Below are 21,945 nucleotides of genomic sequence, written 5' to 3' on the forward strand. Positions count from 1 at the left end.
CTCCAGCGGCTAGAACAGTCGGTTGTTTCACGCCTTCATTCGAGGCAAAAAGCGCCTCGTAATCAGGAGTTCCAACACCCTCCTGTTCTGAACGAGCCGCTTCCGCTTTTAATGATATCCAGCTCCGGTGACTAGAACAGTCGGTCATTTCGCGCCTTCCTGTGAGGCAAAAAACGCCTCTTCGTCAGGAGCTCCAATGCCCTCCTGTTCTGAGCAAGTCACCTCCGCTTTAAAGTCTATTATTGATTCAAGAACGCACGTAGCATCCAAGCGTGTTTTTCTAGTTCTGTGTAGATGCCTAGTAGTAGGTCAGATGTCATTTCGTCGTCAGAGTTTTGAGCGATTTCCATGCCTTTTTTCAGTTCGACTAGCATCATTTCGTAGTCTTTCATGATTGCTTCGACCATCCCTTCTGCAGTTTCTCCGTATGCTGCTTCTTGAATAGAAGATATTTCTAGGTACTCTTTCATTGTTGCTACTGGTTTGCCGCCAATTGCTAAAATACGTTCTGCAATTTCATCGATGTGAGTAGCTGATTCTGTGTAAAGTTCTTCGAATTTCTCATGTAATGTGAAGAATTGAGGTCCTTTTACGTACCAATGGAAGTTGTGTAGTTTTGTGAATAAAACGCTCCAGTCTGCTACTTGTTTGTTTAATACTTCGATTACTTGTTTGTTCATTATGATCAATCTCCTTTTGAGTTGTTATGTGATATCAATTACTAATTTATAATTATTATAATCTAGTAATTCGTATAAATCAACCCTTTTGCTGGAATTAATTTGAACAAATTATGAACTGTGTAAATAAAAATCCCTATTACTGTAGAGTAATAGGGATTTTGTTTGATATATAGCTCTTGTTCTGAACGAGCCGCTTCCGCTTTTAGCTGTTATACAGCTTTTTTATTCTCTTCTACATCCTGTCCATCCCAGCACTCTGTATTTTGTAAGCCAGGGATAGAACTTGCAACGAAAACAGGATCTTTTCCTTGTTTCTTTTGCTTCATATAGTCTACTAATGCTGCGTAGGCGAATTTGCTTAGGAATGAGATGGCAATTAAGTTTGTCAATACCATTAGTCCCATGAATAAATCAGCTAAGCTCCAAACTGTTTGAAGGGCAGCGATCGATCCGAAGAATACCATTCCGACAACTGCAACGCGATAAATCATTAACCAAGTTTTGCTTTCTTTAATAAATGCGATGTTTGTTTCACCATAATAGTAGTTTCCTAGTAAAGAACTGAACGCGAATAGGAAAATAATAATTGCTAAGAAAGTACTTGCCCATGGTCCGATTTGTGAACTTAATGCATTTTGTGTTAATTCGATACCTTGTAAGTTTGTTCCTTTGTAAAGGCCCGAACATAATACGATAAATGCTGTTGATGTACATACTAAGAACGTGTCTACGAAAACACCTAACGCTTGAACAAGTCCTTGTTTGACAGGGTGAGATACATCTGATGTTGCGGCTGCGTTAGGGGAGCTACCCATACCTGCTTCTGTTGCGAATAGACCGCGCTGAATTCCGAACTTAATTGCTGCTCCAATACCACCAGCGATGGCTTGGTCTAAACCGAATGCGCCATTAAATATTTCCATAAAAATGCTTGGTAACATAGTAAAGTTGTTAATAACAACAAAAATAGCCACACCAATATAAATGATTGCCATTGGAGGAACAATCATTTCCGTAATACGTGAAATGCTCTTAATACCACCGAAAATAATAACTGCAACTAATAAAGCTAATAGAGCTCCTACGATCGTTCGCTCTAGTCCAAAAGCATTTTCAAATGCTATTGTTACTGTGTTTGCTTGTACAGAGTTGAAAATTAATCCGTACGCAACTGTAATAAGAAGTGAGAACCAAACACCCATCCAGCGTTTGTTTAATCCTTTTTCCATATAATATGCTGGGCCACCACGGAATCTGCTTCCATCTTTTACTTTATAAATTTGCGCGAGCGTACATTCTACGAAACTAGTAGCTGCTCCAAGGATAGCGATAAACCACATCCAAAATACTGCGCCAGGTCCGCCCATTGAGATAGCTAATGCTACACCAGCTAAGTTTCCGATACCGATACGTGCAGCTGCACTTAAGCAAAATGCTTGGAACGGGGAGATGCTATCTTTCTTTTTTTCTTTTCGATTAAATCCTTTACTAATTAAACCGACCATCTCACCGAAATGAGTAATTTGGACAAATTTTAATTTAAAAGAGAAATAAAGACCGAAGCCGATTAGCATTGCAATAAGAATATATGACCATAAAATATTATTCGTTACCTCAAGGAATCTGCTAAAGATATCAACCATATAATACACTTCCTTTTTTCCGTAATAAGAAAATTATATGCAAAAAATATACGAGAATCAATTTTTCTAAAAAATCATGTTACTTAAATGTATTTTATGTTATGATTATGTTACATAATAATATTTTTAGAATTATTTACATTTTAAAAAACTAAATGTAAAGCGAGAAAGAGGGGATGATTTGAAAGAAGAATCTTTATGGAAAGTAAGCCTTGAGAGTTTGAAAATGAGAAGTAATATATGTTTTATCATTACATCTTTTAGTATCTTTTTAGGAGCCACTTATTATTACAATAAAAGATTTCCAAATCACAGGTATCCTGAATGGTTAGAATTTCTAAAATGGATTGGATGAAAAAAAGACAGAAAAACAGAAAATTTAAATAAAATTCGAGGAGGAGCTAAAGATGAATATTAGAGAAAGTGAACTTCCGGGTATTGGCTATAAATTTCAAATCGTTACGAAAGGTAATGAAAAGATGGTAATTGTTATTCATGATGACGGACGTAGAGAAATGTATCATTTTGATTCAGACCATGAAGAAAGTATCTCAAGTATTTCATTACGCGACTCAGAGGCAAGACAAATTGCAGCAATATTAGGTGGAATGGTGTATAAACCTAGAGCATTAGAAAATGTTGAAATGGTCTTTGAAGGTTTAGCGATTGAGTGGTTTAAAGTAGAGAATGCTGCGCCAGCAATCGGAAAAACAATCGGCGATCTGGAAATAAGAAAAACATATAGCGTAACGATTATTGCAGTTATGAAAAAGAATATGAAAAAGCTATTTAATCCAGGACCAGACACGGTAATTGAAGAAGGCGATATGCTTGTAGTTTCAGGCGAGAGAGAAGAAATTAAAAAAATTATTAATGAGTTACTTTCGAATAGGGGGACTGACTAGATGGATACGTTAATTTTTGAAGTTGGTACAGCGTTAGTATTAGTTGCAATTGCGGCAGTAATTGCTGGAAAGTTTAAATTCTCAGTCATTCCGTTTCTAATTGTTCTTGGGATGCTAGTGGGACCACATGCGCCGACAATAGGTGTGATCGATTTCAAATTTATTGAAAGTGCAAATGTAATTTCGTTTCTTGGACGGATTGGCGTTCTGTTTCTTCTGTTCTATCTAGGACTAGAGTTTTCAATGAAAAAACTAATTAAATCTGGACGTTCTATTGCGATTGGTGGAACGATCTATATTTTAATTAACTTTTCACTTGGGTTATTATACGGATTTATCATGGGATTCCCTTTACTAGAAATCTTAATTATTGCGGGGATTATTACGATTTCTTCTAGTGCTATCGTTGCAAAGGTGTTAGTGGATTTAAGAAGAACTGGTAATAATGAGACCGAATTAATTTTAGGAATTATCATGTTCGAAGATATATTCCTGGCTGTATATTTATCAGTCGTTTCTGGATTAGTTCTAGGGGATCACGCTTCATTCTTAGGTGCCCTTACTTCAATCGGAATTGCTTTAGGATATATGCTTCTATTCTTTATTGTAGCTAGAAAGGCGACGCCGTTATTAAATAAATTGCTCAATATTAGTTCAGATGAAATTTTCATTATTGTAGTATTTGCTTCATTATTCTTTATTGCAGGATTCTCGGAAACAATTCACGTTGCTGAAGCAATTGGAGCACTTCTTTTAGGGTTAGTTTTCTCTGAGACAGAGCATAGTGACAGAATTGAACATCTCGTTGTTCCATTTAGAGACTTTTTCGGAGCTATTTTCTTCTTCAGTTTCGGATTAAGCATTGATCCGTTCTCACTGGGCGGAGCGATATGGTTAACGTTAGGTGCTGTCCTTCTTACAATCATCGGAAACTTTATAGCAGGGATGATTGCTGGGAGACAAGCTGGATTATCTCATAAAGCATCAACAAATATTGGATTAACAATCGTTTCAAGAGGAGAATTCTCCATCATTATGGCCAATATTGGTATCGCGGGTGGTTTAATGTCAGTCTTGAAGCCATTTTCAGCACTATACGTGCTTATACTATCTATCTTAGGTCCACTTCTGACGAAAGAGTCAAAGAATGTATATAAATTTTTAAATAAAGTCTTTAAGTGGGATACGAAGACTAACTAAATTAAAAAAATAAAAGTAAAAGATATGTATGAAAAATTGATTACGGAAAAGGAATCTATGTCGATATAGATTCCTTTTTGATTGGCATTTTTTCAAGGATGAAAGAATACGTTTAATATTTACTATATTGTGGCATACATATAGAAAAAGGATGCTTGGAAAGGGGAATAAAGAGAAATGGAACTCCAGTTTCAAAATGTATATCAACAGGTGGAGAATTGGTATGTGTTGGATTCGGAGCTTCCTTGGGATGTCAAAAGGCTTAGAGACGATTTATTTTCACTGATTGAAGTATGTAAAACACCGGTTATTTTTTGTGATACGTGTGATGCGAATCATGTCCTTTTATCATTAGGAGAAGAAGAAGAGGAATTTTTATTCCCGGTAGGTGGTTTTTATCATAAAGAAAAACAATTAATTTTTGTTTGTATGTGGGAAGAGTATGAGCAAGTCCTTAAAACACTACTGCATGAATTTCGTCATGCAATGCAGCATAAGAGCGAAGTATTATATGTGGGAAGTGAATTGTACGAAGATAGATGGATTGAGAAAGATGCGAGAAAGTTCGCGGAGAGGAAGTTAGATGAATATAAAAATAGAAAGCTAATGTAAAGCATAGTGGAGAAATGACGCTGTGCTTTCTTTGTTTCTTACTAAAAATAAGTAATTGACTTTTATAAAGTTTAGTTCTAAACTAATGGTATGAAACGAGCGAGGTGATGAAATGAAAACAGAAGATAGACTAGGTTTACTACTATGGTTTCGTTTATCACGTTTTTATAACAAAAGTATTCGTGAGACGAATCAGCATTTGAAAGAATGGAATGTATCTGCCGCTCAGTTTGATGTACTAGCTCAAGTTGGAGGGCATGATCGTTTAACGCAGCAAGAGCTTGGAAATAAGCTATTTGTTACGAAAGGAAATATTACGCAGCTTTTAAATAAAATGGAGCAGCTTGAGTGGATTCGTCGTGAACAAGAAGGTACTACAAAATATATTTCATTAACAGAAAAGGGAAGAGCTTTATATGAAGAAATCGTCCCGCCTCAAGAAACATTCCAAGCGGAGCAGTTTCAAAATTTAAATGTAGAAGAACAACATCAATTATTACAATTACTAAAAAAGTTACAGTGAGAAAAATTTTAAAATAAATCTTGAATTCGAGATAATATGAGGTGAACGGTATGTTTAGAAAAGTTGATCATAAAAATATGGGAAGAGCAAATCACGGTTGGTTAAATACACATTTTCATTTTTCCTTTGCCAATTACTATAATCCTAATAACATGAACTTTGGTGCATTACGTGTAATTAATGATGACTTAGTAGCACCGCAAACTGGTTTTGATATGCATCCACACCGCGATATGGAAATCATTTCGTACGTTGTAGATGGTGCTTTAACACATGAAGATAGCATGGGGAATCGTGGAACAATTGAGCGAGGACATGTTCAATATATGAGTGCTGGCACAGGTGTATTTCATAGTGAGCATAATTTAGGAAATGAAACACTACGTTTATTACAAATTTGGATTTTACCAGACCGTGAGGATCATAAGCCAAACTATGGTGAGTTTACATTTGATTGGAGCAAGCGTGAAAATGAATGGTTTCATATGGTATCTCAAGTAGAAGGCGGGGCACCAATTCAAATTCATCAAGATGCGAATTTATATTCTTTATCGTTAGAAGCAGGAAAAGAAATTCATTTTCCAGTGAAAGAAGGCCGTCAATTGTATGTTGTACAAATTGAAGGTAGTAGTGTAATCAATGGTGAGACACTTGTTATGCGTGATGCAGCAGAAGCGATTGAAGAAGATATTCATATTGAAGCGAAAGAGCAATCACACTATTTAGCAATTGAATTGAAAAAGCAATAAAATGTTTATAAAAAAGAGGACGTCCGATAGGATGTCCTCTTTTTTTGAGTAGAATTGTCAGAAAAAACTTTCTCAAATTTTAGGTAAAGGTATCCACTTGAAAACCAAGAACTGTATAAAAGTGTCAAAAATCTTTAGGGAATGGGGAATGTTATAGTGAAAAAGCAAGTCATTTCATCAGCATTAGCGTTAACTGTTATCGCCGGGGGATTTGGAACATTTGGAGCAACGACAACGAAAGCGGAAGAACAAAAAATTCAATACCATCAAGAATTTAAAACGCCTGCATACATAGGTGAAGAATGGAAAGCACCGGAAGGACTAGATAAAAAAGAAACGGTCTTTCAATATTTAGAGAGTAAGAAAGATATGTTCAAATTAGCAGGAAATATTGATAAACATTTTAATGTCGTTGGGGAAGAAAAAGATGCTGAATCCGGTACAACACACGTGAAGCTAGTTGAGAAACATAATAACATTCCTGTGTACGGTTCAGATCAAACAGTTACACTAGATAAAGAAAATAATGTAAAAGCATTCTTCGGACAAGTTATTCCGAATTTAGAGGATAAAAATATTCCTGAGTTTGCAAAGATTAGTGCAGAGCAAGCAGAAACAATTGCAAAGGCAGATATTGAAAAAGAAGTGGGTAAAGTAAAGAATTATGACGGTGTGAAAAAAGATTTATTTGTGTATGAAAAAGATGGAAATTACTATCTTGCATATTTAGTGAAAGCATCGATTTCAAAGCCAGCTCCAGGATATTGGCATTATTTTGTTGATGCAACGAATGGAAATGTGATTGAGAAATATAATGCTGTAGATCACATTACAGGATTTGGTTACGGAGTACTAGGAGCTAGACAATCATTTGAAATTGCTCAAGATGAGAAAACAGGACAATTCAACTTGTTTGATGGTAAACGAGGACAAGGTATTCATACATTTGATGCAGAAAATATGGATGAAAACTTGTTTAATTTATTCTCACAATGGCTTGGATATACAGGAGAAGAAGTTGAAAGTAAATCTAAGTTCTTCGAAGATAAAGCTGCAGTTGATGCGCATGTAAATGCAGGAAAAGTGTATGATTACTACAAAAAGACATTTAATCGTAACTCTTTCGATGATAAAGGTGCAAAGCTTATTTCCTCTGTTCACGTAGGTGAAAGCTGGAATAACGCAGCTTGGAATGGTGTACAAATGATGTATGGTGATGGCGATGGTACGACATTTATTCCATTATCTGCTGGACTAGATGTTATCGGTCACGAATTAACGCATGCTGTAACGGAACATACAGCAAATCTTGTTTATAAAAATGAGTCAGGTGCGTTAAATGAATCGTTATCTGATATTATGGGTGTCATGGTTGAGAAGAAGAGCTGGGATTTAGGTGCTGACATTTATACACCTGGAAAACCTGGTGATGCACTTCGTTCTCTGAAAGATCCAGCGTCTATTCCAAATCCATTAAAACCAGGTGAAGGTTACCCAGATCATTATAATAAACGCTACACTGGAACAGCTGATAACGGCGGCGTTCATATTAACAGTAGTATTAACAATAAAGCTGCATACTTAGTATCTGAAGGTGGGGAGCATTACGGCGTGAAAGTAACAGGAGTAGGCCGTGAAGCGACAGAAAAAATTTACTACCGTGCTCTTACGAAATATTTAACTGCAAACTCTGACTTTAAGATGATGCGTCAAGCAGCACTTCAGTCAGCTGAAGATTTATATGGTAAAAACTCTAAAGCTGTACAAGCTGTAACGAAAGCTTATGATGCAGTAGGCGTAAAATAATAAGAGAAAAAGACCTGACTAGGATGTCAGGTCTTTCTGTATTTAGTCGCGAATACCTAATGCGATTTTCGCCATACGTGACATGCGTTCTTTAGACCAGGGCGGATTCCATACGACATTTACTTCTATTTCATTGACTTCAGGTACGTTCGTTGATAATACTTTTTTTACGTCTGATACAATTTGCCCAGCCATTGGACAACCGATAGAAGTCATAGTCATCGTAATGACAGCATTATTATTTTCATCTGCTGTAACGTCATAAACTAATCCAAGATTAATAATATCAACACCGAGTTCAGGGTCAATAACAGCTTCTAAGTTTGCATATAACTTTTCTTCAAATGCTTGTTGTGACATGTGTAGCACCCCCTACATATTAATGATATCGATTCTCATTATAACGGATATATACATAAAGTGCAGGAAATGAGCTCAAAAAAATATTCCTCTTGGAAGAGGAATATTTTTGGAATGGCTATTCAGTTTTAAAATGAGATACGAGTTGATCTAATTCTTCAACTGTTTGTTTCATTTGTTTAGCTGTTTGTGTCATCTCATTCATCGTAACGACTTTTTTCTCAGCAGATTGTGCTGTTGCCGCTGTTTCACTAGATACTTCAGTCGAAATAGAAGCGATGTTATTCAGTGAAGCGTTCATTTCTTCAGCACTTGCAGCCATTTCTTCAGCAGTTGCTGAGATGTCTTGCATTTGAGTAGATACTTTATTTACTTGCTCCACAATTGTTGTGAAAGAATTGCCAGCTTCACGAATGACATGAATGCCTTCAGATGCTTCCGAACGGCCTTGTGACATCATAGAGCTCGCAGTTTCAGTGTCTTGTTGAATTTGATGTAGTAATTGGTTAATATCTGTTGCAGCAGTTTTAGATTGTTCAGCAAGTTTTCTAACTTCGTCAGCTACGACAGCGAAGCCTTTTCCTTGTTCGCCAGCACGAGCTGCTTCGATAGATGCATTTAAAGCAAGTAAGTTTGTTTGTTCCGCGATATTAGAAATAGATTGTACAGCTGTATCAATATATTTCGTGTGGGTGATTAGACGTTCGACCACTTCTGACGTAGCATTTACAGCGTCGTGTATCGTTGTCATTTGTGAAACGGATTTTTGAATAACAGTATTTCCATCGTTAGCTTGTTCAGATGTAGCTACAGCAAGTTCAGTTACAGATGTGGCAGATTCAGCAATGCGCTGAACACTTACTGCCATATCGTCCATTGCAGTTGAGCTTTCTTCCATGCTAGCGGCTTGTGATTGAATACTCTCATTTAAGTTGGACATTGTGCTTTGAACTTTTATCGTTGCCTCGCGTGATATATTCGTCTTTTCTAGCATGTTTTCAGAAGCGTTTTGTACTTCTACAGATGTTTTTTGAACACGATTAATGATATGTTGTAGGTTTTCTAACATTTTATTAAATGATGTTGCGATCGTACCAATTTCATCATTACTGTTTACTTGTAGGCGGGCTGTTAAGTCACCTTCTTGAGATGATAATTCTTTTAGTTTACTATCAATTTGTTGAATTGGTTTTACAAGTTTACCTGAGAACCACCATGCAAGAATCATAGCTACAATAATACAAATAACAAGTGATAAGAAAACAACATATTCAATTTGTAGTGAAGATTGATCAATTTTTTTAATAGATTGATCACGTAACTTAGCTTGTTCATTACTGTAATTTGTGAAGTCACCAATTACTTTATAAACAGTACCATTTTCTGCATAAGCTACTTGCAGGGCCTCTTCCCACTTTTGTTCTTTTGCAAGAGGGAAAACTTTTTCTTCAATAAATTTTCTCCAAGCCAATCCTGATTCCATTGTGCTTTTCACAGATTGAGAAAGATTAGGATTTGAAAGAAGCTCATCCTTCTTATCTTCAAGAAGTTTACTCATTTCGTTAAATTTGTCAAATTCAACTTGATCATGTTGTAATAAATAACCTCTTAAAGCAGAGAGCTGTACTTGATAAGCATCCCCGCGCTCTTTTAATTGTGTTGCTAGAGGAGAAATTTCTTTTTGTAATGCTTCAGCTTGACGAGATTGATCAATGGCAAAAAATAAAATAAAAGCTAAGGCGATTCCAAATAAAGCGCAAATCGTTCCCATCATGAACATTAGTTTTTTTCGAATGCTAATAAAACTCATATAATAAAATCCTCCTTTGTGAAATCATAGTATTAGAATTAATTAATGTGAAAAATTGAAAGAAAGCTTTACTCCGTCTGGAATAAAGCTTTCTTCTTTCCTTTAGGAATTATAGCAGACGGAATGAGAGATAGAAAGAGATATTTTAAAGTGAAAAAAGAGAGATTGTAAATCTCTCTTTTTTCACCTTAAGCATTTGTTTTAAAATGAGAAACGAGAACTTCAAGTTCTTGTACAGTCGTTTTCATTTCAGATGCTTTTTTAGCAACGACACTCATTTTGTTTACTTGGTCACCAGCTGAAGTTGCTGTTTGTGATGTTTCGGCGGCAACTTCATTTGAAATAGAAGCGATGTTATTTAAAGCTGCGTTCATTTCTTCAGAACTTGCGGCCATTTCTTCAGCAGTTGCAGACACCTCCTGCATTTGTGTAGAAACTTTGTTAATGTGGTTAACAATTTCTGAGAATGAAGATCCAGCAGTACGAATGACTGTAATGCCTTCAGAAGCCTCTGATTGACCTTGCGTCATCATTTCATTTGCTATTTTTGTATCTGCTTGAATTTGATGAAGTAAATGGTTAATATCAGTTGCTGCTAGCTGAGATTGTTCAGCAAGCTTTCGTACTTCATCGGCAACAACAGCGAAGCCTTTTCCATGTTCACCAGCACGAGCCGCTTCAATGGAAGCATTTAAAGCGAGTAAATTCGTTTGTTCCGCGATATTAGAAATAGATTGAAGTGCAGTATCAATATGATTTGTATGTGTAATGAGTCGTTCTACTACTTGTGACGTAGCGTTCACAGCTTCATTAATGGTATGCATTTGTGTAATAGATTTCTCAATGACTTTATTCCCACTATCAGCTTTTTCTGAAGTAGTAACAGCTAGGCTAGCAACAGAAGAGGCGGATTCTGCAATACGCTGAACACTTGTTGCCATATCGTCCATTGCAGTTGAACTTTCTTCGATGCTGGAAACTTGTGAACGAATATTATGCTCAAGAGCATTCATAGTCTCTTCAGTCTTGGCGGTATTTTCCATAGAAGCAGTTGTTTCGATAAACACATTTTCAGATGCTTCTTTTACACTTGTTGATGTTTGTTGCACTTGTTTTATTATACGTTGTAAATTAGCGAGCATTTGATTAAAGGAATTGGCGATATCACCGATTTCATCTTTACTCGTTACATGCAATCTAGCAGTTAAATCACCATCTTGCGAAGCTAATTCTTTTAATTTCTCATCAATTTGTCGTATCGGTTTAACGAGCTTACCAGAGAACCACCATGCTAATAAAATAGATGTTATTGTACATGTAATAAGTGAGAAGAAAATAATATATTGAATAAGAGATGAAGAAGATTCTACGTCAGCAATTAATGCGTCACGTTTATCATTTTCTTCATTTGCATATTTCGTAAAACGACTTAAAAGGTCGTTTACGTAATCAGTTTGAGCTAAAGCGATTTTAGATGCTTCGTCCCATTTTCCTTCGCGAGCGAGAGGGAGGACTTCATTATCTATGACGCTTCGCCATTTTCCGCCCATTAAAATGGCTTCTTTCATTCCTTCCGAAAGTTTTTTATCACTGGTTACTTTTTCTCTCGTATCAGCTAGTTTTTTTCCTTCTCGGTTGAATTTATCCAATCCTTTTTGATCATGTGACAGTAAATATTCTTGTAAACCAGCAACTTGTGCTTGGAACCAATCGCCACGTTCTTTTAAAATGGTTGCTCTTTTGGAAACATCATTTTTTAACGTTTCAATTTCGCTCGCTTGGCTTATAGCGAATGAAAGAATAACAATAAGAGCAATGCTAAATAAAGAAGAAATGCTTAAGAGTGTGAACAGTAGTTTTTTTCGAATACTAACATATTTCATCGTTACCCCTGCCTTTTAAAAACTATTTATTATAATTTATAAATGTTTAGAGCAGAATTAATAAAAACATCATTATGAAGTTATTAATCTGTTCAATAAAAATTATAGCAGATAATGGAATATGGCAGATTCATATGAGTAAATGTTCTTAAAATGTATACATTTGCATATCAAAAAATTCATCAATAAAAATGAGAAATGCTATTGTAATTTGAAATAACATCATGTATACTTCTAATTAGTTGATAACGATTATCAGTATCAACTAAGACATTACTCTTCGTTATGTTGGTCATACCCCTTTTTGACGACGTAAGTCAGAGACGAAATGTTGAAATATCTTGTGTCCTATTCTACAGAATTATGGTAATCTCCAACCTCAACTTATATGCGTGAGCATGCAAAAAGGATCCTATCCGTGAAGGGATCCTTTTTTGCATGCTGTCGCAATTAATGTATAGAGACCCGGTACACGCTCTTCCATTCCTTCCGGTGCAGTAGAAGGGAAGACCCATCTTTGATGAGGCCCGTGTTCTTCAACTAGTTTTTCAATTTTAAAATGTTCTTCTGCAAGTGTTGTAACAATTTCTCCTAGCGTCCAGCGACGGATGGTTGTTTTAGGTAACGATTCTTTCTGCGCTTCTGTAAGAAGGATGCTATAAGCAACATCATCTTCAATCAATTCTTCATCAAAATAATTTCCATTTGCTCGAAATGATGGGTGGTCGACTCCTAATAATTTAGTATAAACAGGGTGATAGTCACGAAGGATTAGCATTCCATCTTCTTTAAGTAAAGTAGCAATTTTTTGAAAGAGCGGTTTTAAATCTAAAAAATAATGGAGTACACCGAGTTCCAGCAATACGATATCAAATGATTCGGAGAGCTGCACATGTAATACATCAGAAACGACATATTCGATAGAGACACCGGCTGCGTCCGCAAGTTCATTTGCATATTTTGCATTACTTGCTGAAATATCAACAACTGTTACGTCAGCTCCTAAAAGAGCGAGAGCAACAGCTTTATTTCCTTTTGACCCGAGTAAATTAATAATACGTTTTCCTTTCGGAGATTGTATGTAAGGTAAATAGTGATCTACCTCACGCATAGGGTCCTCTATGATTTTTTTCGCATAATCAGCTGGTGCCCCGTGACGATTCGTCCAAGCTTCATAAGCAGCTGCATTCCAGCTTTTTTCATTACGTGTGCTTAGTTGTTTTTGATTCAATCGTATCACTCCTTTTGTGAACGTATAGGTATTCGGCGAGAGGATGGGATTTCCTTTTCTTTTTGGATAAAAGTTTGATTTTTCTGTTATTACTTCGTGAAATACGTTGCCGAATAAAATTGATAATGTACAGCCACTATTTGAACGAATCGATGTAAAACAAATTGAGCGTGAGTTAGAAAAGCTATATGGAGCGGTAAAGTGAGATAGAGAAAAAGACCTTTCAAATAAATGAAAGGTCTTTTGTTATGCAGTAGGATTCTCCTTCTTATCCTTTAAGAAGAACAGCACAGCAAGGATTACGAGAATAATAGCTGCAATATCATATGTTATTTTGAATGTGGTATTAAAGTTTAAGTACTCCACCAAAGGGGTTTTGACTGCTCCAGCATATATGCAAATAGGAATGATGAGCACATCGTAAAATTTCTTTTCTTTCATATATCTTATTAGGAAGAAGATACACATAATGGCAAAAAAGGCTACGCTTAAAATAGTCATTTATACCTCCAAATAGATTTGAAATTATACCAAATTGTAACTTTATTTCCATTTATACGCAAGTTAATATTTTTAAGCACTATACACGCGATTACGTTTTTTTTCTTTCCTAGCTGTAAGAAGTTGAGGAGTGAAAATCCCAAGTAATATAACGATAATCCCAATCCACTGCATGAACGTTACGACTTCATGTACAAGTGTAATAGAAGCAATAATGGCTGTTGGTAATTCAGCTGCACCTAGTATTGTACCAAGTCCTGTTCCTACTTTCGGTACGCCAATCGAAAAACAAATGACAGGTACGACAACGCCGAATAATCCGAGGAAGAAAGCATATTTCCATAGGCCAGCTTGCAAAGCACCGTCTGTTAAAAAGGTTGGTGGGAAGAATAGGCATACGATAAGCGTAGCGCTTGTTGTCATAAGAAAGCTTTTCGTATAAGGCGGAACTTCTGTAGCAACACGCCCACTGGCGAAAACATAGAATGAAAAAGAGACAGCGGCTAATAGACCAAAGATCATACCTTTCGTGGAAAAGTTTTGTCCGAGACCTTCAAAGACACCGCCTGCAAACAATGTTCCAGCAAATAAAATAATGATAGATATAACTTTCTCACGGCTTGGAAATGTTCGGTTTGCAATTGCTTCAATAACGACACCAATCCATGTGAACTGGAAAAGTAGAACGACAGCGATAGATGCTGGTAGTTCTTCTACAGAAATAGCGTAGAAGATACCGGTCATACTCATCGTTGAGCCAACTGTTAGTAAGGAAAAGAATTGCTTTTTTGTTACTTTATGACGTGAAACGAAAAGAACGAGCAGGAGAAGACCAATCCATCCGAAGACATATTGTCCTCCTAATAGTTGATGTGCTGAAAATCCATTAATGAATCCGAGTTTGAAAATAGTTGAAAGTACGCCGTAGCTACAAGCTCCGAATAAAACGAGTAATGAATACTTAAATTTCTCCATGAAAATCCTCCTTTTACATAATAAAAAACGCCCGCTATCCAAATAAGGATAACGGGCGAACGAAACAGAGTCATATACTCTACAAAATTCCGCCACTCATACGAAGTATGAATTTGGGATATGAAATTGTAGTAGGTTTTTACATTGCTTTTGGGAATACAATAGAACATTTTACACCTTGAGGCGTGTTTTGTATACCATAAGGAAATTGATGTTTATCTAGTATTTGTTTTACAATGTATAACCCAAGACCACTACCTTGTACTAAGCCGTGTTTGTCAGGGTTTGCGCGATAGAATGGCTCAAATAAATGAGCAAGTTTATCCTCATCTATTTGTGAACCTGTATTTAATACTTCTAATGCGTAACCGTTTGGCTTTTCATAAAGCTTTATATATACATGCTGATGGTCAATTGTATAATGAATTGCATTTGAAATAATGTTAAAAATGGCAGTTTGAATAAATTTAGGATCAGCTAAAACTTGTACATCTTGTTTAATGTTAGATTGAACATTTAACTGCTTTACAGATACGAAATAATCTACTTTCTTCATAACATCCTCAATAATATTAGTTAATGAGATAACTTTTAAATCAGGTTTAAATTGAGGGTTTTGTATTTTGGATAATTCCGACATTTTTTCCGTTAATATGTTAATGTCTTGCATCATTTCATAGGAACGTTTTAAATATTTATCTCTATCTTTATAAGCTCCAATTCCGTGAATCATGCCATCTAGTTGTCCCATAACGGCTGCGATTGGTGTTTTTAATTCATGGGAAACCATAGACATAAATTCTTTACGAGATTGTTCTAATTGTTGTTCCTTTTTGAGTTCATTTCTTAAATCTTGATTGCTTGCATGTAAATTCTTCACTATATTTGGTACTTGTGAAGCAGCTACTTGTAAATTAAAATCTGTTTGATCCGTATTTTTGTTGAGTAGCTTTTTATCTGAGAAATCAAGATTCATAATATCTTTTAAAGCATCACTCATATATTGAAAAGGTTTAGCAATTAGTTTTGCATAAATTAAAGATCCGAGCAGAGAGAGTGCAAGCATTGTTGCGCCAATATGTGGAGCTAATTGCTGCAGTACATCTGTTAATTTTGGATTATCTTGTGCATCATTTGCTTTACTTGCTGTATTTTGTTTATGTAAGGCATCATTAGTAGCGACTTGCTTTTCCATTTCTGTAGATGGAGCAGAAGCGCTATTTTCCCCCGAAATATTTTGAGCATGTTCTTTTGCTTTTGCAGTTTGGCTAGGCTGCAAAAGGTGATTGATAGCTGTAGAGAGAGAATTATAATCTATAATAGCAGATTGGAAATTAAACATGTCCCCCTGTGATACAGCTTTATTTTGATTCGTTTTACTTTGATCGTTTTGTTTATCTGAATCCGCTTGTTCTGTAGTATGCGTTCCATTTTCTTTCGCAAAACGTTCTTTATCGTAGTTTGAAGCTAAGAAGTAAATAACTTGATAAAGACAAAGTGATAAAAGAATACAAAATAATAAGGTTTTGATGAAAATATTTTTGGTGATGTTGTCTTTGCTACGATTCGATTTTGTAGCCAATGCCTTTCACCGTTTTAATATAAGGAATTCCTAATTTTTTTCGTAAGTTTTTAATATGTGTATCTATAACTCTTACATCACCATAATGTTCATAGCCCCATACCTTATTCAACAAATCACTTCTTGATAATACTTTTCCTCGATTTTGCAGTAAAGTATAAATAATTTCAAATTCTTTTGTTGTCAATTCAATTTGATTACCATGAACATAAGCGGCGTATGCTGTAGAATTTAACATCAATTCATGGAATTGTAGTATAGTCGCAGCTTCGGCTTCCTTCGTTGCTGCCCTTCTTAATACAGCTTCTACACGTTTAATAAATACGGTGTAATGGAACGGTTTCGTAATATAGTCATCAATACCTAATTCAAATCCTTTAATTTCACTTTCTTCATTATGTAAGCCTGTTAACATAATGATTGGTACATCAGATTGTCCTCGCATAATTTTACAAATACTATAGCCATCTATATCTGGTAACATCACATCAAGGAGGACAAGATCGTATGAATTTTTTTGGAAAAGAAGTATACCTTCTGTCCCAGCACCAACGACATCAACAGTAAAGTTTTGTGCCATTAGAAATTCACGAATTAGTTCTTGTATATCTGGGTTGTCTTCAATCACCAGTATATGCGTCATAGTAACACCTCCTAAATAACGCTTTTAACTGCAATATTCGAATTCATCATTTTTTCGATGACTCAGATTGTTTATACATATAATAAGCCCCCGCCATAAAATAATCATGAAAGTAGCAAGGGGAGTTGTTTAGTGAAACTGAATATTTAAGAATTACAGTAATTCTATTATAGTATGTATTATAAAATTTATAAAATATTATAACTGTATAATTTTAATATCCATGTTTATCAATGTTTGGATGTTACCTAACACAATCTATTCCTATTATATATGTAAATACAGTTGTTTTGCTACTGTAAATGAAGAAATAAAATAAGCCAAGACATAAAATTCTTGGCTACACGTAAATCGCGCTTTGAGGTTATTTTACAGTGACAGTAGCTTGCTGGGGAATACGCTCAAATAACCAGTGTATATCATTGTTATACATACGAATACAACCTAGTGTTGTCCACTTACCAATTGCCTGGTTATTGTTCGTACCATGAATCGCATAAGTTGTTCCGTAAGTTCCTGCCATGTTTAGTCCGAGCCAACGGTCACCAAGTGGATTACGTGGATCGCCGCCTTTAATTTTGCCTGTGTAATAAGGACGATTTTTAATTTTATTTACGATTTGAAAAGTACCTTTAGGTGTAGGAGTAGCTGCTTTTCCAGTAGCGACAGTAAAACTTTTTATGAATTTTCCGTTTTGATAATAATCCATTTTATTTAACTGCGTGTTTACAATCAGTTGATCTTTCGTTGTAGCTGCCTCAGCATTTGTGAATGGAATAGTTAAAACTCCTAATGATAATAGTACGCTTAATAATAGTTTTTTCATTTTATTCTCCTTTTTACTATTGTAATAGTCTTACATACAATGAATTTGCAATCCTCGTAATACTTTATTTACATTTTCATCTAATGTTTCAAAGAAAGTAGTAATTTTGGCATTGTGTTTGTTGTTTTTATCAATAAGTAATCTTTCATTTAATAAAAGTTCGCCATGTAGTCCAAAACTTTGAACTTGAATATTTAATTCATCTTCCGTTTCAGAAATAATTGGTAAGAAGTAGTGAAAAGCTTTCGTTGGAATGATGTAGCTTTTGCCAATCATGCTTTCTTGATTTGAATTAATCCATTTTTTCGTAACAATCTTAATGTTCTTTTTTGAAACGATAAAAGACAGTGTTGTAGACTTTGTTAAACTTACGTCAAATTCATTTGTTTCACATATGTGTAAATTAAAAACGGTTTCATTTTGGTGAGATTCAACATTTGTATTAATAAAATCGTGCATCTTATAAGCTTCCATTTCGTATTCACCCTTTTTTCAATTTCGAAAAGCGATTAATATTTATTCAAATTAATGTTTAGTCATATATTAGTTAAATTTTTAAACAAATTCCGATATAATCTTACAATACGTATATGAAGCTAATATGAAGTTCGTATGAGTTTGTAGTGGTTTTTTATTAAGAACAAAATATAACGATTTTTAAGTGTTAAAAAATGGATAAAAAATGCATATTAAGGCCTTGGTTTCTCACGTTATATACTTGTTAAGTTGTCTGAAAATGAAAGTAAATAAAGAACGGAAAAGTTTAGTGAGAGCCTTACAAAAATGTAATAAAAATGTAAGCTATTGTGATAGTTATTTCGACAATTTTTTTATACAATATTAGTAAGAAGTTGCACGTGATTGAAAGGAGAGATGACATGGAATGGATTCATGAATTATTTCAGCAATACGGGTACTATGTTGTACTTGTCGGCTTGCTGTTAGAATATATTGCACTTCCGTTTCCGGGAGAGCCAACGTTAGCATATGCGGGATTTTTAGCACATAAGGGTGATTTAAGTTTACCGATTTTAATTATCCTATCCTTCATTGGGACAAGTGTAGGAATGACGATCCAATACTTTTTAGGAAATAAATTAGGAATGCCCTTTGTTCAAAAGTATGGGAAATACGTATTTTTAACACAAAGAAAAATCGACTTAACAAGAATGTGGTTTGATAAGTATGGATACTTCTTGATTTTTATCGGTTTCTTTATTCCTGGTGTACGTCACTTTACAGGATACTTTGCGGGAATTATTAACTTACCGTTCCGCCGTTTTGCAATTACAATTTACTCAGGTGCTCTATTTTGGGTATCATTCTTCTTAATCGGTGGTTACTGGCTAGGTGGCAATTTACATGATATTTTTGGAGCGCTAGAAGGTCATATCGGTAAAATTATTTTTGGAGTGATTGCGATTGTAGCAATTACGTTAGGAGTTCGTTTCCGTAAACAGTTAAAACGAGCATTATTACAAAACGCAAGTTAATATGGAATCCATTCTATGTCAGAATTTAGGAAGGCAGTGCAGATGCACTGCCTTTTTTATTTTAATAAGTTTTTGTTTACCTGTTTAAAAATTTATAGATTATATTGTCAATTATTAACGTCAAAATGACAATTATAATTGACAAAAATAAGGATATTATTTACAATTTTAATTAAATAAATGAAAAAGAGGGAAGATATGAAGCTTCAAAATCGAGTGAGGGAATTGCGAGCAAAGCATCGTTTATCACAAGGGGATTTGGGGAAAGCGATTGGATCATCGCGGCAAACGATTAGTTTAATTGAGCGCGGGGATTATGCACCATCTATCGTATTGTCGTTAAAAATCGCACAAATTTTCAATGTACCGGTGGAGGAAATATTTACGTTAGTGGAGGGGGAAGATGATGGTGAAGGGTAAAGTAAAGGGGAAAATGTTGGCTATACTGAAGCTGTTAGCAGGAGTGATATGTGGCGGGTTCATAGGGTATGTAGTAGGGGATAGTGCAACAGAGGGAACTAGTAAAATATCCCCTGTTATTAGCATTGGCATGATGAGTTTATTTGGCGTAATAGCTATATATTATATTTGGAAGCGTACAAGAGTACTCGCACAAACGAAAGATGAAGAAGAAAATGTTAAGGGACGAAGGTTAGGGATAGTGCTTATTTATTTTCGAGTAATGGAAATTATTATTCCATCATGGTTTGTTTGCTCAGTTATTGCGTTTTATAGAACGTATACAAAAGAAGGGAGCTTGCTCTTTGTTAGTGTAAGTATTGTGGTATCTACAGTGTGCTTTATTGCTATAACTTGGTTAGGGTCTGTAATGAGGAAAAGGTATAACGCTTTATATCCAGAACAGAGTGTTACGTATTCTCAGTCAATGGAAATGTGGGCAAAGAATGCAGATGAAGGACAAAAACAAATTGTTCATGAGGCGGGATATAAGGTATATCAATATACAAATATGACACTTGCCTGTGCATGGTTAGTGGCAATTGCTTATGTACTTTTAGATGGGAAAGATTATTTTATGGTCATTATGATTTCGTTCGTTTGGGTTTTACATGTTGGAACATATATGTACGAAATGCATAGAAAAATGATTTATTAAGGGGAGAAAAAGGTGGATATTTTAAGAAGGCCAGCTGGTACTATGACGGCGGCGTTAGTTTTGTCCATTTTATACGGAGTAATCCGAACTGGGAAATTAGAAGTAATTTTGAACCTATGGGCAATAGTTGGAATTTCATTGTTAGTATTAGCCATTCATGAACTAGGGCATGTAGTATTCGGTGTAATAGGTGGTTTGAATTTTAAATTTATGACAGTAGGACCCATTACTGTTCAAAAAGAGAAGGGGAAAGTACGCATTCGAGAAAATAAATTATGGGCGTACTTTGGAGGCGTTGCAACACTAGTACCACCTTCTATAGAGACACCGAACCTTTCGAAAAAGTGGGCATGGCTTACTTTAGGTGGACCGATTACGAGTTTATTATTTGGTATTACTTCAGGTTACATATATATGGTGAGTTATTATCAATATCTTTTATATTTTTCCTTTTTCCATTTTGCAATCTTTGCGGTTACAATTGTGCCGATAAAAGGAACGCTTATGAGTGATGGTATGCAATTTCTTATTTTAATTAAAGATGATGAAAGAGCTAGAAATCATTTATATGAGATTCAAATATCGAGTGAGTTATTTAGTTATAAAAGACCGAGAGATTGGGATGAAAGATTGGTAGAACTGAGTGAGGAAAAAATAAAAGAGAATAAAGGGATAAAAGAGATAATGAGTAGACTTATGCTCGTCTTTTTGGCTCGTGCGGATCAAGAGGGAATGGAAAGAGCTGTACCGTATATAAAACAAATTGTTCAACTACCTGTAACGAAAGAAAATAAGTTTTTCGTTAGTAGTTTTCATAGTTGGTACCTTTTATATAAAGCCCTTTATGAGATGGATAGTCTTTCTTTAGAAGAAGCGAGGGAACATGGGAAGGCTATTACAAAAATGGATCTAAACGGATATTATCGCACACAAGGAATTATTAAATATTTAGAGGGCGATATGGAAGCATCTCGTACTTATATGAGGAAAGCTGATAAAGAATTGAAGAGCGCTGAGAAGAGTGGAATGGGATATTTACAATTAGAGAGAGAATGGTTTGAGCAGCTAAAGAAGAGGGTATCTTACGATGGGTGAGGTAACCTCTTTTTTCTATGTCTTCTTATGCCGTTCCATAAAAAGTGTGGGGCGAGTAAAATAAGATAAGAAGAGCAAAGCTTGGAGGAATTCTAGATGGAAATTTTAACGATTATTTTAATCGTCTTGCTCATTTATGTTGTTTTTAAAGTGGCATATGTAGCATTAAAAATACTCGCGATCTTATTAATTATCTTTTTAATCGTAGAGTTCGGCAGTAAATTGCTTGGGGGATAGGGTATGTTGAGCGTCTTGATTGTCGAAGAATGTCGGTAAGTCGATATCCTGTGTCGAATCGTCGATATAAT

General features: G+C 35.2%; 23 protein-coding genes. 11 read left to right on the top strand and 12 right to left on the bottom strand.

Translation table 11 applies throughout. The annotated features are described in order from the left end of the window. Positions 1–239: 239 nt before the first annotated feature. Both PDQ40_RS27290 and PDQ40_RS27295 read right to left on the bottom strand, forming a co-directional pair. Positions 240–680: a Dps family protein gene (locus PDQ40_RS27290; RefSeq protein ID WP_001041890.1), complete on the bottom strand. Its 441-nt coding sequence runs from the start codon at positions 678–680 to the stop codon at positions 240–242. Positions 681–892: 212 nt separating this feature from the next. Next, a complete protein-coding gene (locus PDQ40_RS27295; protein WP_000227570.1) occupies positions 893–2,326 on the bottom strand; it encodes an alanine/glycine:cation symporter family protein in 1,434 nt (477 codons plus the stop codon). Positions 2,327–2,733: 407 nt separating this feature from the next. Between PDQ40_RS27295 and PDQ40_RS27300 the strand changes: the two genes are divergently transcribed. From PDQ40_RS27300 to nprB, 6 genes are all read left to right on the top strand, one after another. Further along, the gene (locus PDQ40_RS27300) at positions 2,734–3,231 is read left to right on the top strand and encodes a cation:proton antiporter regulatory subunit (RefSeq protein ID WP_001026068.1); all 498 of its coding nucleotides are present in this window, start codon (positions 2,734–2,736) and stop codon (positions 3,229–3,231) included. Continuing rightward, the gene (locus PDQ40_RS27305) at positions 3,232–4,431 is read left to right on the top strand and encodes a cation:proton antiporter (RefSeq protein WP_000380208.1); all 1,200 of its coding nucleotides are present in this window, start codon (positions 3,232–3,234) and stop codon (positions 4,429–4,431) included. Positions 4,432–4,608: 177 nt separating this feature from the next. Then, on the top strand, positions 4,609–5,043 hold the full coding sequence (locus tag PDQ40_RS27310; RefSeq protein WP_000422825.1) for a DUF3920 family protein: 435 nt from the start codon (positions 4,609–4,611) through the stop codon (positions 5,041–5,043). 112 nt (positions 5,044–5,155) lie between these two features. After that, on the top strand, positions 5,156–5,566 hold the full coding sequence (locus tag PDQ40_RS27315) for a MarR family winged helix-turn-helix transcriptional regulator (protein WP_000845457.1): 411 nt from the start codon (positions 5,156–5,158) through the stop codon (positions 5,564–5,566). A gap of 50 nt (positions 5,567–5,616) precedes the next feature. Next, a complete protein-coding gene (locus tag PDQ40_RS27320; RefSeq protein ID WP_000488945.1) occupies positions 5,617–6,315 on the top strand; it encodes a pirin family protein in 699 nt (232 codons plus the stop codon). Between the two features lie 156 nt (positions 6,316–6,471). Continuing rightward, positions 6,472–8,121 (top strand): neutral protease NprB, encoded by a 1,650-nt coding sequence (gene nprB, locus PDQ40_RS27325; RefSeq protein ID WP_000745136.1) that lies wholly within the window; start codon positions 6,472–6,474, stop codon positions 8,119–8,121. A 42-nt stretch (positions 8,122–8,163) separates the two neighbouring features. Here the strand turns inward: nprB and PDQ40_RS27330 are convergent, their stop codons facing one another. The 10 genes from PDQ40_RS27330 to PDQ40_RS27375 all read right to left on the bottom strand — a co-directional run bounded on the left by PDQ40_RS27330 (position 8,164) and on the right by PDQ40_RS27375 (position 18,406). Beyond that, positions 8,164–8,481 carry a metal-sulfur cluster assembly factor gene (locus tag PDQ40_RS27330; protein WP_000082521.1) on the bottom strand — a complete coding sequence of 106 codons (318 nt, stop codon included), beginning with the start codon at positions 8,479–8,481 and terminating at the stop codon, positions 8,164–8,166. A gap of 118 nt (positions 8,482–8,599) precedes the next feature. Further along, positions 8,600–10,291, bottom strand: coding sequence for a methyl-accepting chemotaxis protein (locus PDQ40_RS27335; RefSeq protein ID WP_000008428.1), 1,692 nt, complete (start codon positions 10,289–10,291; stop codon positions 8,600–8,602). A gap of 188 nt (positions 10,292–10,479) precedes the next feature. Then, positions 10,480–12,174: a methyl-accepting chemotaxis protein gene (locus tag PDQ40_RS27340; RefSeq protein ID WP_000878419.1), complete on the bottom strand. Its 1,695-nt coding sequence runs from the start codon at positions 12,172–12,174 to the stop codon at positions 10,480–10,482. 412 nt (positions 12,175–12,586) lie between these two features. Next, a complete protein-coding gene (locus PDQ40_RS27345) occupies positions 12,587–13,405 on the bottom strand; it encodes a class I SAM-dependent methyltransferase (protein WP_001072269.1) in 819 nt (272 codons plus the stop codon). Positions 13,406–13,651: 246 nt separating this feature from the next. Then, complete coding sequence (locus PDQ40_RS27350; RefSeq protein ID WP_000154152.1) at positions 13,652–13,906, bottom strand: hypothetical protein; 255 nt, start codon at positions 13,904–13,906, stop codon at positions 13,652–13,654. 72 nt (positions 13,907–13,978) lie between these two features. Then, positions 13,979–14,881 (bottom strand): EamA family transporter, encoded by a 903-nt coding sequence (locus PDQ40_RS27355; RefSeq protein ID WP_000410514.1) that lies wholly within the window; start codon positions 14,879–14,881, stop codon positions 13,979–13,981. Between the two features lie 139 nt (positions 14,882–15,020). Further along, a complete protein-coding gene (locus PDQ40_RS27360) occupies positions 15,021–16,463 on the bottom strand; it encodes a sensor histidine kinase (RefSeq protein WP_270691755.1) in 1,443 nt (480 codons plus the stop codon). Beyond that, the gene (locus tag PDQ40_RS27365; protein WP_000148833.1) at positions 16,441–17,106 is read right to left on the bottom strand and encodes a response regulator transcription factor; all 666 of its coding nucleotides are present in this window, start codon (positions 17,104–17,106) and stop codon (positions 16,441–16,443) included. Before PDQ40_RS27365 ends, PDQ40_RS27360 begins: the two co-directional genes overlap by 23 nt. 364 nt (positions 17,107–17,470) lie before the next feature. Then, the gene (locus PDQ40_RS27370) at positions 17,471–17,932 is read right to left on the bottom strand and encodes a L,D-transpeptidase (RefSeq protein ID WP_000735076.1); all 462 of its coding nucleotides are present in this window, start codon (positions 17,930–17,932) and stop codon (positions 17,471–17,473) included. Positions 17,933–17,962: 30 nt separating this feature from the next. After that, on the bottom strand, positions 17,963–18,406 hold the full coding sequence (locus PDQ40_RS27375) for a DUF3978 domain-containing protein (RefSeq protein WP_000388752.1): 444 nt from the start codon (positions 18,404–18,406) through the stop codon (positions 17,963–17,965). A gap of 404 nt (positions 18,407–18,810) precedes the next feature. Here PDQ40_RS27375 and PDQ40_RS27380 point away from each other — a divergent pair, with 404 nt between their 5' ends. From PDQ40_RS27380 to PDQ40_RS27400, 5 genes are all read left to right on the top strand, one after another. Continuing rightward, a complete protein-coding gene (locus PDQ40_RS27380) occupies positions 18,811–19,425 on the top strand; it encodes a DedA family protein (protein ID WP_000454757.1) in 615 nt (204 codons plus the stop codon). A 198-nt stretch (positions 19,426–19,623) separates the two neighbouring features. After that, a complete protein-coding gene (locus tag PDQ40_RS27385) occupies positions 19,624–19,845 on the top strand; it encodes a helix-turn-helix transcriptional regulator (RefSeq protein WP_000776167.1) in 222 nt (73 codons plus the stop codon). Further along, a complete protein-coding gene (locus PDQ40_RS27390) occupies positions 19,829–20,542 on the top strand; it encodes a DUF3169 family protein (RefSeq protein ID WP_270691756.1) in 714 nt (237 codons plus the stop codon). Before PDQ40_RS27385 ends, PDQ40_RS27390 begins: the two co-directional genes overlap by 17 nt. A gap of 42 nt (positions 20,543–20,584) precedes the next feature. Continuing rightward, a complete protein-coding gene (locus tag PDQ40_RS27395; RefSeq protein WP_270691759.1) occupies positions 20,585–21,637 on the top strand; it encodes a hypothetical protein in 1,053 nt (350 codons plus the stop codon). Between the two features lie 96 nt (positions 21,638–21,733). Next, entirely contained in the window at positions 21,734–21,874 is a 141-nt protein-coding gene (locus tag PDQ40_RS27400) for a DUF3985 family protein (protein WP_000404784.1), read from the top strand. Positions 21,875–21,945: the final 71 nt, after the last annotated feature.

The organism is Bacillus cereus group sp. Bc061, from assembly GCF_027715825.1.
Lineage (GTDB): Bacteria > Bacillota > Bacilli > Bacillales > Bacillaceae_G > Bacillus_A > Bacillus_A paranthracis.